Source organism: Acetobacter sp., from assembly GCF_047721705.1.
Taxonomy (GTDB): domain Bacteria; phylum Pseudomonadota; class Alphaproteobacteria; order Acetobacterales; family Acetobacteraceae; genus Acetobacter.
Map to the genome: position 1 here is coordinate 19,720 of NZ_JBDNXK010000013.1, position 13,337 is coordinate 33,056.

Here is a 13,337-nt window from a genome sequence, read left to right on the forward strand (position 1 = left end):
CAGAAGGACAGAAGGACAGAAGGACAGAAGGACAGAAGGACAGAAGGACAGAAGGTGGCACCAGCCCGGCGCGTGCGGCGCAAGTGGTGGGTTCTCGCCAGGCTTGTCCGCTGCGCGGTCTGCACGTGGCTGCGATCCCGGCGCTGCGCGCCGCACCTGCGCCCCCCACTCCGGCCCGGTTGACGCGAAGGCATAAGGGAAAAGAAATGAGGTGAGACCGAAAGGTCAGCCCCCTTTCCGCTCCCGACGGCCAATCCCGGTCATCCCCGAAATCTGGCACCCCGACCCTCGCAAGAGGCGTCGGGCGCTGCCGTTTGGACGGAGTGCGTCATGTCCGCGTCTTCCCAGCAGTTCAGCCTGTTCGACACCACAGCTCTCTCCGGCGACCTCGCCGCCCTGTGGGCACTCGACGACGATCAGCCCATCCCCGATGTTGCCCCGGCTCCAGCCAAGCCCCTGCGTATCCCCGCGCGCGATTTCTGTCTCGACGGCGTGCGCGGTCTGGCACAGGGCTGGAAAGCCCGCGCCGAGGCCAATGTCGCAGCGATTGCGCTTGTCGCCACACTCGAGCGCGAGGACCGCAACGCGACATCGGCCGAGCAGAACGTGCTGGCTCGCTTTACCGGCTTCGGCGCGGGTGAGCTGGCCAATGGCCTGTTTCCGGCACCCGGAAAAGAGGTACGCAAGGGCTGGGAGGATGTCGCGTCGGAACTCACGCGGCTGACCAGCGAGAGCGAGCGGGCCGGGCTGCAGCGCGCCACGCAATATGCACACTACACGCCAGAGCTGATCGTGCATTCGCTGTGGGACATGGCCCAGCGCATGGGCTTTCGGGGCGGTTCCGTTCTCGAGCCCGGTTGCGGCACCGGCCTGTTCATCGCAGCACGCCCGGCAAAGCTCGAGGGAAAGATCGCCTTCACCGGGATCGAGAACGACCCGATCTCGGCGCGGATCGCCCGCAAACTCTATCCGAGCCAGTGGATCCGTAGTGAGGACTTTACTCGCGCCCAGCTAATCCAGGGCTACGATCTCGCCATCGGCAACCCGCCTTTTTCCAACCGGTCGGTGCATGGCCGCGAAGGTCTGGAGAAGCTGGGGCTGAGCCTGCACGACTTCTTCATCGCGCGCTCCATCGAGGCGCTGCGCCCGGGCGGGATAGCGCTGTTCGTCACGTCCCGCTACACGCTGGACAAGACCGATCCCACTGCACGCCGGACCATCGCCGAGACCGCCGATCTTCTGGGGGCGGTCAGGCTGCCCGAGGGCGCGATGCGCGACGACGCGGGAACGGACGTCGTGGTGGACGTGCTGGCCTTCCGCAAGCGCGAGATCGGCGAGGCTCCCTGCGACGAGACCTGGCTTGAAACGGGCAAGATAGCCGACAGCGATGAGGGCAACGGCCCACTGATCGTTAATCGCTACCTTCTCGCAAATCCCGCGCAGGTGCTTGGCACGCACGCCTGGACCACCACGCAGTTCGGTCCCGGCTACACCTGCACGCCCCGCACGGATGCCGGCCTCGATGTCCTGCTTCCGGAAGCCCTCAACCGCATCGCGCCCAACGTGCATTTCCTGCCGCCACGCGAGAGCCGGATCGTCCGGCCGGCAGGCGACGGCGTGCGGATCGGCACGGCGGCAACCGGCGCCGATCTCAAGGAAGGCAGCTACTTCGTCGAGAAGGGCACGCTGCACCAGATCATCGACGGGCAGGCCCAGAAGGTCGCAATCCGCAAGGCTGGTTCCACCGAGGGGATCTTCGCCAAGCACGGTCGCATCATCTCAGCGCTGGTGCCGGTGCGCGATAGCGCCCGAGCCGTCCTGCGCGCGCAGATGGCCAATCAGCCCTATGGCGAGCTGCAGCGTCGGCTCAAGACCGCCTATCTGTCCTTCGTGCGTGAGTTCGGTCCAATCAATCATACGCGGACCAGTGTGCGCGAGGATCCCGAGACTGGTGCGAAACGCGAGACCCAGCGCCGCCCCAACATCCAGCCTTTCGCGGACGATCCGGATGTGTGGCTGGTCGCGTCGATCGAGGACTACGACGAGGCAACTGATACCGGGCGCATGGGGCCGATTTTCTCCGAGCGCGTCATTCACGCGCCGAGCGAGCCGGAGATCCACGGCGCGCACGACGCACTGGCGTTGTCGTTGCACGAGACCGGCCGCGTGGATCTTGCGCTGATCGCCGAGCTTCTGGGCCGCAGCGAGGCGGATGCGCTGACGGAGCTGGGCGATTGCGTCTATCTCGACGCTGAGAAAAGCGGGCAGGGCAGGGACGTCTGGGTGACGGCCGACGAGATGCTCTCGGGTGCAGTGCGAACGAAGCTGGCCCGCGCGCGTGAGGCGGCGCAGAGCGATCCGCGCTTTGCCCGCACGGTCACCGCCCTCGAGGGCGTGCAGCCGTCAGACCTGCGGCCCTCGGAAATCACCGCCCGTCTGGGCGCGCCGTGGCTACCGGTCGCCGACATCGAAGCCTTCGTGTCCGAGGTGATCGGCGTGGAAACCACGATCCATCACACAGCGTCGGTAGCGTGCTGGAGCATCGACCGCGCACCGTTCTTTGGCAAGGCCGAGGCGACATCGGTCTGGGGAACGGAGCGGCGGAATGCGGCCGATCTGCTCGACGACGCGCTCACGCAGTCTATTCCCAAGATCTGGGATCACTTCAAGGATGAGAACGGGAACGACAGACGCACGCTGAACACGCAGGAGACAGAGGCCGCCAAGGAGAAGCTGGGAGCGATCAAGCGCGCCTTCGAGACGTGGGTATGGCAGGACGCCGATCGCTCTGACCGTCTGGTGAAGCTCTACAACGAGACCTACAACAATCTCGTGCCCCGCGTCTTCGATGGCTCGCATCTCCGGCTGCCCGGCGCCAGCAGCGCAATCACCCTGCGCCCGCACCAGAAGCGCGTGATCTGGCGGATCATCGCCTCGGGCGGCACCTACATGGCGCACGCTGTGGGGGCGGGAAAGACCTTCTCGATGGCGGCGGCCGTAATGGAGCAGAAGCGCCTCGGGCTTATCAGCAAGGCGTGCATCGTCGTGCCCGGCCACTGCCTGGCGCAGATGGCGAAAGAGTTCCTGATGCTCTACCCGACAGCGCGCATTCTGGTCGCCGACGAAACGAACTTCGTCAAGGCGAAACGCCAGCGCTTTATCGCCCGTGCGGCCACGGAGAACTGGGACGCGATCATCATCACCCATGACGCTTTCAAGTTCATTCCCGTCGAAGCCGATTTCGAGCGCGGTATGATCGAGAGTCAGATCGCCTCCTACGAGACTCTGCTCAGCGACATCGACAAGGACGATCGCATCTCGCGCAAGCGTATCGAGCGCATGAAAGAGGGGATGGAGGACAAGCTGGTAGGACTGGCCGCGCGCAAGGACGATCTGCTGCACATGGGCGAGATCGGTATCGACCAGATTCTCGTCGACGAGGCACAGCTTTTCCGCAAGCTGTCTTACGCCACCAATCAGGCGGACCTGCGCGGCGTCGATCCCAATGGTTCGCAGCGCGCGTGGGATCTGTTCGTGAAAACCCGTTATCTGGCAGCAAACGATCCAACGCGGCCGCTCATCATGGCGTCAGGTTCGCCGATCACCAACACGATCGCCGAATTGTGGAATGTTGGTCGCTACATGAACCTTGCCGCCCTTGAGGCACGGGATCTGCACGAGTTCGACGCCTGGTCGGCCAGTTTCGGTGAGACCCGCACCGAACTTGAGCTGCAGCCCAATGGCCAATACAAGCCGGTCACGCGCTTTACCGAGTTCGTCAACGTAGCAGATCTGATCGCGATGTATCGCGACTTCGCCGATGTGGTGCAGTCCGACGAACTGCGCAAATACGTCAAGCTGCCCGATGTCAGGGGCGGCAAACGGCAGATCGTGGTCGCTGACAATCACGTTGAATTCAAGGCTTTTCAGAAGACGCTGGCATGGCGGATGAAGGCGATTGAAGAGCGCACAGGTCGTCCGCAGAAGGGTGACGACATCATCCTGAGCGTGATGAACGATGCGCGCTTCGGGGCCATCGACCTGCGCTTTGTCGATCCGTTCGCGGCCAATGACAACCGCTCGAAGCTCAACGTCATGATCCGCAAGGTGTTCGCGATCTGGCAGGAGACCTCGGCCAACCGCTACACCAACCCCGACACGGGGCGTCCTTACGATCTCCCCGGCGCGGTGCAGATGATCTTCTCCGATCTCGGCACGGAATCCGCGCAGGCCAAGCGTGGCTTCTCGGCCTATGTGTGGATCCGCTCGGAACTGATCCGCATGGGCGTGCCGGCCGAGCAGATCGCCTTTATGCAGGATTACGACAAGGCGGCCGCGAAACTGCGGCTGTTCGGCGATCTCAACGCCGGACGCAAGCGGATCCTGATCGGCTCGACGGCGACGATGGGGACGGGCGTGAACGCCCAGCAGCGCCTGATCGCCCTGCATCATCTCGACGTGCCCTGGCTGGTGGCCGACATCATGCAGCGTGAGGGACGCATCGAGCGACAGGGCAACCAGAACGCGGAAATCCAGATCTACGCCTACGCGCAGCAGGGATCGGTGGACGCCACCAACTGGCAGCTCCTTGAGCGGAAAATGCGCTTCATAGGTCTGGCCATGTCGGGAGACCGGTCGATCCGACGCATCGAGGACGTGGGCGGCGAGGGCAACGACTTCGCCATGGCCAAGGCGCTGGCGTCCGGCGACATGCGCCTGATCCAGAAAGCAGGGCTGGAAGCCGACATCGCCCGTCTCGAGCGCCTGCAGGCGGCGCATTACGACGACCAGTTCAACGTGCGGCGTCAGATCCAGCATGCGGAGCGCGACATCGCAACGGCAACGTCGATCATTCCGAAGCTGGAAGCGGCGATCGCCCAGCGCGTTTCCACGAAAGGCGAGGCGTTTGCGCTGCATCGTGACCGGGGCGTGGTGGAGAGCCGCGAGAAGGCCGGCGCGTGGATCCTCTCGCAGGCCCGTCTCGCCGAGCGCGAGAAGCAGGAGGGCCGCTGGGTGATGGGCCGCATCGCGGGCTTCGAGGTGGTGTGCGAGGCGCGCGAGAACCAGTTCTTCTCCACGAACAAAGGGAAACCCGACGTGGAAGCCTATGTGTTTCTCGACACGCCCGCAGGCGATGTGGACATCGAGATCGACCGCGAGACGAAACCACTGGGTCTGATCTCGCGCATCGAGCACGCAGCACTCCGCCTCGACGGCGATCTGGCGAACGCGCGCCGCAGCTTTGAGGAGGCCGAGCGTCGCCTGCCAGCCTATCGCGCGCGTCAGGGCCTGCCGTTCACAGAGGCGGGCGATCTCGAGGCGAAGCTGGCCGAGCTGGTGGCGCTGGATGCGGATCTCGAGGCCTCGGGCAAGGAGGAGGAAGCCGCGCTGAAAGAGGCGACCGCCAATGACGACAGCGCGGCCAGGACCACCGAGCCGGTCGAGGAGGTGGCCTGAGAAAAGCAGGAAGAAGAAGGGCAGGAAAGGGGAGGAAGGGCGCGCCACAGGCCGTCCGTCCGCCGCAAGGGTGCGCCCCGTTCCGGGGCCGCGCAGGCGCGCCCTTGCCCCGGCCAGCCGTCTGCGCCGTCGCCGGAGAGCATAAGGAAAGGAGTAAACAGAAATGACGGCGCACCATCGAGACGACATCGTGATCTGGCCTGACGGGTTCCATGCGACAGTGGGAGAGGTGAGGTCTGGAGAGTTCGCGCACAGGTCGGATGATTTCGAGATTGTCCGGCTCGAGGATACCGATCGTCTGCGGGAGCTTGGTGTCATGGATGGGGAGTCTGAGAATGACTGATCCGATGACCGCGACCGCTCTCGAAGGCGTGCTCACGCGCGTGTTCGAGGGCACGTTCAGCCATTTCCCACCCGACGTCCGCGAGGCCGCGCGGGATGGCTATCTGGTGTCCGTCTCGGTCGCCCCTGACGATCTCGTGGACAACGTGCGCGAGCGTCTGCTCGATGACGTAGTGCGGGCGATCAATGGGCCGGAACGGCCGAGCGTCCATGATTGCGATCAGGAGGTTCGCCGTCGCTTCCGGGCGAGTGTGGAGAAAGCCGTGCCGGGATCGTGCGCCAAGCAGGTGGAACCGCTCGCGCCCGCGCCTCCCATCGACGCCCAGCCCTGGCAGCTTGCGAGCGATCCGCAGGCATACGGACAGCACGCGGGGTGGTGGATCGTCGTGGATGGCACGCTCGCGCACGAACTGTCCGAACCGGTGCCGACACACGCCCTGGCGCAGCGCATCGCTGACGGGATCAACGCGGCCGATCCCACGGCCGAGTGGCACCGGCACTGGTTTGTCCTGCGCTGAGCCTGCCGCCGACAGTCCCTCATTTTCACAATAGGAATACAGATCATGTCCCATCGTATCGCTTACGATGCCGTCGCCGTACGCTTCCCGATCGAGACGTTGCGCGAGGCCTTTCCCCAGACCCGCCTGTTCGACGATCAGTTTCTGCTCTTCGAGCTGGGCGGCGACAACAATCTCACGGTCCAGCAGTATCGCGGCAACCGCCTCGTGGAAATACGGGTGCGCGACTGGAGCCTGATGGCGAGCGGCAAAAAATACCAGGTCATGACAACGGTTGTTGAAACCGCAGCGTGGTGCGAGGGCGGCGGTCTGCGGCTGTCGGGCAGTCGTGACACACAGGCCGAGACCTTTATTCGCCGTTACCGCAACATTGTGGACGCGGCCGTTGCGCCCGAAACGCTTGGACGTCTTCTTGGATGCTCCGTGACACTGAATGTTCCCGATCCACAGACTGTCGATAGCGAGTGGCGGCACAAGGAACTCAGCACATTGATCGCGTGTCTCGAAGAACGGCGACCCGAGCGGGTCGGGGACCGGCTCCAGTGGACGCTTTACCCTCTGCGCGACATGCGCGACGCGGCCCTCCTGTTTTCCTGGCAGCATTTGGATGAACGGCGGATCTACAATCGTGCCCAGATAACAGGTCATGAATACGACGCGACACCGCTGGCGAAGCAGCTGAGCACAGGCACCCTTGCACTGGCATTGTGAAAACGGACGCTGTCAGAAGAAAAAAGAAGACAGGGCAGGAGAAGAAGGCAAGGGACGCGCCACAGGCCGTCTGTCCGCCGCAAGGGTGCGCCCCGTTCCGGGGCCGCGCAGGCGCGCCCTTGCCCCGGCCAGCCGTCTGCGCCGTCGCGGAAAGCATGAGGCAGAGAAAAAAGCCAGCCTCGCAGCCATGAGATCAAGGAGATGACCATGACGGAACTTCGTCGTGTGGACCCGAAAACGCTTGTCGTGAACCCCGACAATCCGCGCCGCAGCGCCCCCGATCCGCGCGCGGACCACCAGCTTGCGCTCAACATCAAGACCGTGGGGCTGATTCATCCGCCCTGCGTGCGCGAGCTTGAGGACGGCCGCCTGATGATCGTGGCCGGGCACCGGCGCGTGCGCGCCTGCATCGCCGCGAAACTTGGCGAGATCGACGTGCATGTGCGCCAGGGCGACGAGAAAAGCCATACGATGGCCTCTGTCGCGGAGAATGTCGTGCGTGAGGCTATGTCGGAATCCGATCAGTGGAACGGCGTGCTCGACATGCGCGCGAAAGGTGCGAGCGACACGGAGATCTGCCGGGCCTTCATGATTACGCCGGGCTATCTGCGCGGGCTTTCCCTGCTTGCGCAGATGCACGCGCCGATCATCGCGGCAATCGACGCGGGCATGGGGCCGTCCTTTGCCGAACGCAACGCGATCGCCCGCACGCCGCTTGAGCGTCAGCGTGATGTCTGGGCCGAGGTCTGGGCGGAAAGCGGAGAGGGTGAGAGCGATCCGGCCGACTACCGCATGACGGCCGAGGATTTCCAGTATTTCGAGTGGTCCGAGTTTGTTCAGGCGCTCGATCGCACCGAGCTGTATGCACGCGATTTCGCGTTTGACGAGGCCACCGCGAAAGAAGCGGGTGTCGTCTGGGAGGAGGATCTGTTCGGGCAGGGCGATCAGGACAATCGCTACTGCACAAGCTTTCCGGCCATGTTCAAGGCGCAGCAACTATTGGCGGAGAAGACGCTGCCCGAGGGTGGCCAGTTCATCGGGACAGACCACTATGGTGATCCGATGATGCCGGACGGGTATCGCCAGGTTAACCATTGGGAGTGCGCGCTGGAGAGCGATATCCCTGTTGTCTGGGTCAATTCGGGCACGCTGCAGATCAGGAGCGGCCACATGCGCGCCCGTCCGGTTCGTGCAGGAGAAGAGGGCGTGAACGGATCGCTCAATGTCACGATCCTTCCGGCCTCGACCGCGCCAAAGGAGCGGCCCGACATTTCGGGGACGGGCCTGAAGCTGATCGGCGAGGTCCGCACACAGGCGCTGCGCGAGGCGCTCGCAGGTGCGGGCGAGAGCGAGGACGTGGATCCGTGGAATCTGGTCGGCGCGTTCCTGCTGGCGCTGAGCGCGAACAACGTGACGATCCATGGCGATCACACGTACGATCCGTATGGCGGTGGATCCGCACGCGACCGGGCGGTCGGCCGCGTGTTTCCCGAAGGTGTGCTGGTGCGCGATCCGGCCACACTGCGTGAGGCCGCGCTCGACGTGCTCGCCAGCTTCATGAACTGCGAGGTGAGCATGCACAGCGGCAGCGGTCTGCCGGCGCAGCTTCTCGGCGTGCTGTTCGGCGCGGACGCCCACATGCCGAACATGGCCTTTGAGGCGTTCCTCAAGACCTACAGCAAGCCGGGCATCACAAAGGCGGTGAAGGCCGAGGGGCTGGAAGAAAAGCCGACCGGCAAGGCCATGCGCGAGGCGCTGATGGGCCACGTCGGCGAAGGCCGCTGGGTGCCCGAGGCGGCGGGTTTCGGGGAAGGGATCGCCGCTTGGAAGGAAGAACTGGCGCGAAAGGCCAAAAGCGCGGCCGCGCGAGCGAAACTTCAGGCCGAGCTTGAGGACGAGGATGAGCAGGATGAGGACGTCGCCGAGAGCGAGGATCTCGGCGAAGAGATCGAAGGCGGAGACGGCGAGGGGAGCGAAGATCTGGCACCGCTCGAGGCCGTAGCGCCTGCAGACGAGCCCGAAACAGACGAAGAGCCCCCCGCAGCGCCTCTTTCCGAACGCCCGGCCGATCCGCGCATTCCGCGCGAGTTGACCGAGCTGGCCCGCGCCATGCCCGATCACTTCGAGGTGGTGATGGTGTAAGGGGACATCGCAGTGCGGACGGGCTGTGCGCCCGTCCGTGAGATGCTATCAGATCATTTCGGGGCCGCCTGACGAGCCGGAGCGGCGAAACATCGCGTGAGACCATGCGCGCGGTGTCGCGGCCCCCATCAATCGTGGTCGGCCATGGCGCTTCGGGGGCCGCAGCGTCTGGCCCTGCACTGAAAGGGAAATCATGATCGTCGTGATCGTGGTGGACCGGAAGTGGCTGAAACGGGTTCTTCGTAAAACGAAGAAGGCCCTTCAGGCGGTTACCGCCGCACTGAAGAGCCTCTCCGATTAGTCACTTCTAGCCTCGGGGAAGGGGGTTATCTTTAGTCGGATGCCCCCTGACCCGGCTTCAGAGTAGGGCATACCGACCACGATTTTCAAGGGGCGATGCACATCCGTGTGTCGCCCCTTTTTTTGTGTCCTCGCCAGAGGCCACGGAAAGGAAATCCCTCATGAAACTGCATTTCGATCACGCGCTTGTGGCGCGTCTGCTGGCGCATGCCGAAGCGGCAACGGAGCATTCGCCCACCCTGGAGCAGCTCTACGATCCGGCTTTCCTGAAAGCGGGTGTGACCACGCAAGATTCTGCCTCCAGCGATATCGACGGCACGAAAGTCCCAGCGGGTCTGATGCTGGTGGGCGATCAGGGGATCTATCTGATGTCAAATGGGTGTCCCGCCCTGCCCGATGAAAACGGCCGAGCGAACCTCGTGGCGTACGCCATTGAAGCCGATCCCGAGAAACATCCGGACGACTGGTATGAGGTCAAGGCGGCCGCCTTTGGCGGTGACGACGGCGCGGAGTTTCTCGGCGCCGATGCGATCCGCAAGGCTCTCGAGGGGTCGCTTCTGGATGAATGTCTCGCCGCCACGCATCAGCACGCCGTATCTGGCGCCGCGCCCCAAGCCAAAGCGCGCACGGCCCGGTGTCCGTAAGACGTCCGCCTGAAAACAGGTGACGAGAAAAGCAGAAAAGCAAAGGAAGGAGAAGAAGGAGGGAAGGGGGCGCCATAGTCCGGCGTCCTCCACAAACGGTGGGTTCTCGCCATGCTCGCCCGCTGCGCGGCCTACGCGTGGCTCCGATCCCGGCGCTGCGCGCCGCGTCTGCTCCGGCCCCCGGCCCATGGCCTCTGGAGAGGTATCAGGAAAAGATGCTGGAAGGAGCACAGAATGTCGGTATCGGAAAACCCCGTGGTGGTGGGCACCATGGTCTCCACGATCCTCTACAATCGCGGACGCGGCTATGTGAAGGCCGTGCATGGGGAGGCTGGTCGTCAACCGGTTCGCGCGCTTTCACGAGGCGCGATCATGACGGGCGGCTCGGCCAACTACGACATCGTGTTTCTCGGCGGAGAGCGCAGCCTGCGGCTTCCCGAGGCGGTCCTGCGCGGCGTGCAGTGGACGGTGTATGCGCGCGAGGACGGGTTTGCCGATGCTGACGAACCGGCGCGTCTGGACGCGCTGGCGGAAGCCCGTGAAGCGGAAAAACGCCGTAAACAAGCCGAAGACAAAGCCGCGTTCGACGCCGAGGCAGCGCGCCTGCAGACCGATCCGGAACTCGCCCGTCTCAAGCAGGGCGACGAGAGGAGCGGCACGCTCGCTGCGGCCAATCTGCGCGTGCTGTTGAAGAAGCACTGGCCAAAGACCCGTTTCCGGGTCCGCAAGCGCCATTACGGCAGTCTGACCGTGTGCTGGGAGTGCGGGCCTGCCGAAGCGGACGTCAAAGAGATCACCGACCGCTTCAGAGGCTCGGGATACGATCTCATGAACGACTGCAGCACCGTCGTCGCCACGCCGTGGAACACGGTGTTCGGGCACGCCGACTACATCAGCCTCTACCGCGATCCCAACGCGCCGGTCGCAGATTGATCGCGTTCCTCAATTCTTAAAACCTGTTTTTCATACGGAGAGTTTCCATGTCTGAAACGCTGACCTCGACGCACGCCATCAACCGTAACGATCTGGCACAGTTCACGGGCACCACGCAGTATTACCGCTGGCTTGGCGGGCTTGTGCTCACGGATGGCGCCCATTTTCTCGCCAGCAACGGAGCGGCGTGGCTGCTGGACGTGCTTGCAAGCGTGCAGTCTCTGCCGTCCATGCGCGCCGAAGAGCGGCAGTTCTGGACGCTGAGCGTCGATCTGGAACAGCATCGCGGCGTGATCGTCTGCACCGACGGCGGCAAAGGACTGCAACGAGAGCAGGAGATTTACCGTCAGGACATCGAATACACCGATTTCCCGCTCACCGAGATCAAGCTGTTCGCCTTCAGGGAAGCGGGCCTTGGCCGCGTGGTGCTTCTGCCCAGAGAATACTGACAGCGCCGCCTTCTTTCGTCTGTCCCGGCCGCCCTTGAGGCGGCTTTTTCGCTTCTGGAGAGTCCATCATGCCCGACAGCCTTACCCGCGAACCGCCCGTCCTGCGCTGGGGCAGCGAGCGCGAGCCCTTTCAGCGCGAAGGCCAGCCCGGGATCACGGAAATGTCTGCGTGTGCCACGACGGCGGAATACACAGCCGGCCATATGGGTTTCTACGGCTATCTGCGCGTGGCCAATCGCATCTGCATCCGCATCGCGGGTGTCGGGATCTTCGATCTTCCCGATCAGTGCTGGTGGGATTCCTACGAAGCTCAGGAGCCGCCCGGGGACGTGGTGCGTGCAGCGCTGGAGGAAGAGGGTTTCTCCGACTTCTGAAGCCCGCCTCGCTATCCTTCCTTTCACGCCGCCTTCGAGGCGGCTTTTTCATGTCTGGAGACCCGACATGCCGCGTTTCACATTGTCCGCCTTACCTGTCTATCGCCTCGTTGTGCCTCACGGCCAAATCCTCAAAAGCGCCGGTGACATAGAACTTGGTCAACCCGCCACAATATTCGCCGACGATGTGACCGAGTTTGCGGACAAGGTGCAGCAGTATGGCGAAACGGTTGCCCGTCATGCGCCCCAACGCTCGTTTGCGATATTCATCGGCTGTGAGGGGGGTGTTCGCAAACCATTAGGGTTCGAGGTTGCTCGAAGGCATCGACAGCTCAATCTCGAACGCTGGACGCACGTCATCCATCCTGAGCCACGAGCGTATGACGGTGAGCCGGGTGTGCGGATGTGGGGCAGCGACGAGATGCCGTTCCAGATCGACGGGCAGGCGCCCTTCTGGTGGCCAGAGCAGAGCGACGAGTTCGTGGAACCTGCGCAGAATCATCTGGGGTTTTACGGATGGCTCCGCGCGGCCAATGCGGCCGTGCAGCGCAAGACCCACGGCAAGCGGATGCTGCTCGACTTCACAAAGGCCGAGGTGTTGCGCGTCGGGTATGACGCGCACGAGCATCCTTACGATGTGGTGGAAGCCTTTGCGCTGCAGCCCGAGATCGCATGAGGGGAGTGGATGAAATGACTGACGCTCCCCCGATCATGCGCCGTAAGATCGGGCGCCATGTTGTCGAGACCTGTGCGCGACCCGATGGCACCGTGCTGCTTCGCACGCCCGAAATCTACCCGGTCAACGCACGTGACTGGCACGGTCCCTATTCCGACATGGACGCCGCACTCGCGGATTTTACCACGCGCACCGCCATTCCGAAGATCACCCGCAAGCGGCTGGCGTATCTTCGCCGCCACGGTTTCGCGGGCGACGTCTGTGGCAGGGAGATGATTAGCCATCTCGATCCCTGGACGGGTGCCACGACGCTGAGTGAGTACGAACTGGTGAAGGACCTGGAAAATGCCTGAGTTTCGTGTCCGGATCATTGAGCGTTCTGTTCAGGCCGACAGCGCCGCCTTTCTGATCGACGCGCCCTGTGCCGAGGACGCCGCGCGCATCGTTCTCGACGCGGCGTCTGACGATGTGGAAAGCTGCGGCATGCGTCCGGTGATCCTGCCCGATGGGCGAGCCGCCTATCTCGACTGCGACGATCTTGTTCACAACGAAATCGTCGCCCAGGTGGAACACCCCGACACCGACGAGGAGATCGCCACATTCGGCGCAAGCGCATGGTTCGAGCCTGGACCGGCCGAGACCGCCGCGTTGCTCGGGGTGATGGAGCGGGTTCTGGCGGATCCGACACAGATGGACGCGCACAGCGCCTGCCGCTGGCTTCTGCGGCGTCTGGAAGAGCGGGAGAGAGAGAAACAGGAAGAAGGATAAAGCAGGGAAGGGAGCGACCAGAA

Annotated in this window: 12 protein-coding genes; all 12 read left to right on the forward strand. The window is 63.8% G+C overall.

The window, feature by feature from the left end; genetic code table 11:
• Nucleotides 1-330 precede the first annotated feature (330 nt).
• The 12 genes from ABF824_RS03745 (at nucleotide 331) to ABF824_RS03800 (ending at nucleotide 13,314) form a co-directional block, all read left to right on the forward strand.
• Nucleotides 331-5,457 carry a DEAD/DEAH box helicase family protein gene (locus tag ABF824_RS03745; RefSeq protein WP_415486515.1) on the forward strand — a complete coding sequence of 1,709 codons (5,127 nt, stop codon included), beginning with the start codon at nucleotides 331-333 and terminating at the stop codon, nucleotides 5,455-5,457.
• A 163-nt stretch (nucleotides 5,458-5,620) separates the two neighbouring features.
• Nucleotides 5,621-5,800, forward strand: a complete 180-nt coding sequence (locus ABF824_RS03750; RefSeq protein ID WP_415486516.1) for a hypothetical protein — start codon at nucleotides 5,621-5,623, stop codon at nucleotides 5,798-5,800.
• Complete coding sequence (locus ABF824_RS03755; RefSeq protein WP_415486517.1) at nucleotides 5,793-6,317, forward strand: hypothetical protein; 525 nt, start codon at nucleotides 5,793-5,795, stop codon at nucleotides 6,315-6,317. The genes ABF824_RS03750 and ABF824_RS03755 overlap by 8 nt, the downstream gene beginning before the upstream one ends.
• A 45-nt stretch (nucleotides 6,318-6,362) precedes the next feature.
• Nucleotides 6,363-7,028: a hypothetical protein gene (locus ABF824_RS03760; RefSeq protein WP_415486518.1), complete on the forward strand. Its 666-nt coding sequence runs from the start codon at nucleotides 6,363-6,365 to the stop codon at nucleotides 7,026-7,028.
• Between the two features lie 207 nt (nucleotides 7,029-7,235).
• Entirely contained in the window at nucleotides 7,236-9,170 is a 1,935-nt protein-coding gene (locus tag ABF824_RS03765) for a ParB N-terminal domain-containing protein (protein WP_415486519.1), read from the forward strand.
• Nucleotides 9,171-9,631: 461 nt separating this feature from the next.
• On the forward strand, nucleotides 9,632-10,114 hold the full coding sequence (locus ABF824_RS03770) for a DUF3085 domain-containing protein (protein ID WP_415486521.1): 483 nt from the start codon (nucleotides 9,632-9,634) through the stop codon (nucleotides 10,112-10,114).
• A gap of 234 nt (nucleotides 10,115-10,348) precedes the next feature.
• Nucleotides 10,349-11,047, forward strand: coding sequence for an LPD29 domain-containing protein (locus ABF824_RS03775; protein WP_415486522.1), 699 nt, complete (start codon nucleotides 10,349-10,351; stop codon nucleotides 11,045-11,047).
• A gap of 47 nt (nucleotides 11,048-11,094) precedes the next feature.
• On the forward strand, nucleotides 11,095-11,496 hold the full coding sequence (locus ABF824_RS03780; RefSeq protein ID WP_415486523.1) for a DUF6876 family protein: 402 nt from the start codon (nucleotides 11,095-11,097) through the stop codon (nucleotides 11,494-11,496).
• 68 nt (nucleotides 11,497-11,564) lie between these two features.
• Nucleotides 11,565-11,870 carry a hypothetical protein gene (locus ABF824_RS03785; RefSeq protein WP_415486524.1) on the forward strand — a complete coding sequence of 102 codons (306 nt, stop codon included), beginning with the start codon at nucleotides 11,565-11,567 and terminating at the stop codon, nucleotides 11,868-11,870.
• A gap of 67 nt (nucleotides 11,871-11,937) precedes the next feature.
• Nucleotides 11,938-12,546 (forward strand): hypothetical protein, encoded by a 609-nt coding sequence (locus ABF824_RS03790; RefSeq protein WP_415486525.1) that lies wholly within the window; start codon nucleotides 11,938-11,940, stop codon nucleotides 12,544-12,546.
• Nucleotides 12,547-12,560: 14 nt separating this feature from the next.
• Entirely contained in the window at nucleotides 12,561-12,899 is a 339-nt protein-coding gene (locus ABF824_RS03795; protein WP_415486526.1) for a hypothetical protein, read from the forward strand.
• On the forward strand, nucleotides 12,892-13,314 hold the full coding sequence (locus ABF824_RS03800; RefSeq protein ID WP_291365169.1) for a hypothetical protein: 423 nt from the start codon (nucleotides 12,892-12,894) through the stop codon (nucleotides 13,312-13,314). Before ABF824_RS03795 ends, ABF824_RS03800 begins: the two co-directional genes overlap by 8 nt.
• The last annotated feature ends 23 nt before the right edge of the window (nucleotides 13,315-13,337 follow it).

What these genes read in the sequence shown, in the direction of transcription:
- ABF824_RS03795 (WP_415486526.1), top strand. Translation starts at nt 12,561, where the DNA reads ATGACTGACGCTCCCCCGATCATGCGCCGTAAGATCGGGCGCCATGTT.
- ABF824_RS03785 (WP_415486524.1), top strand. Translation starts at nt 11,565, where the DNA reads ATGCCCGACAGCCTTACCCGCGAACCGCCCGTCCTGCGCTGGGGCAGC.
- ABF824_RS03745 (WP_415486515.1), top strand. Translation starts at nt 331, where the DNA reads ATGTCCGCGTCTTCCCAGCAGTTCAGCCTGTTCGACACCACAGCTCTC.
- ABF824_RS03755 (WP_415486517.1), top strand. Translation starts at nt 5,793, where the DNA reads ATGACTGATCCGATGACCGCGACCGCTCTCGAAGGCGTGCTCACGCGC.
- ABF824_RS03750 (WP_415486516.1), top strand. Translation starts at nt 5,621, where the DNA reads ATGACGGCGCACCATCGAGACGACATCGTGATCTGGCCTGACGGGTTC.
- ABF824_RS03760 (WP_415486518.1), top strand. Translation starts at nt 6,363, where the DNA reads ATGTCCCATCGTATCGCTTACGATGCCGTCGCCGTACGCTTCCCGATC.
- ABF824_RS03790 (WP_415486525.1), top strand. Translation starts at nt 11,938, where the DNA reads ATGCCGCGTTTCACATTGTCCGCCTTACCTGTCTATCGCCTCGTTGTG.
- ABF824_RS03800 (WP_291365169.1), top strand. Translation starts at nt 12,892, where the DNA reads ATGCCTGAGTTTCGTGTCCGGATCATTGAGCGTTCTGTTCAGGCCGAC.
- ABF824_RS03780 (WP_415486523.1), top strand. Translation starts at nt 11,095, where the DNA reads ATGTCTGAAACGCTGACCTCGACGCACGCCATCAACCGTAACGATCTG.
- ABF824_RS03770 (WP_415486521.1), top strand. Translation starts at nt 9,632, where the DNA reads ATGAAACTGCATTTCGATCACGCGCTTGTGGCGCGTCTGCTGGCGCAT.
- ABF824_RS03775 (WP_415486522.1), top strand. Translation starts at nt 10,349, where the DNA reads ATGTCGGTATCGGAAAACCCCGTGGTGGTGGGCACCATGGTCTCCACG.
- ABF824_RS03765 (WP_415486519.1), top strand. Translation starts at nt 7,236, where the DNA reads ATGACGGAACTTCGTCGTGTGGACCCGAAAACGCTTGTCGTGAACCCC.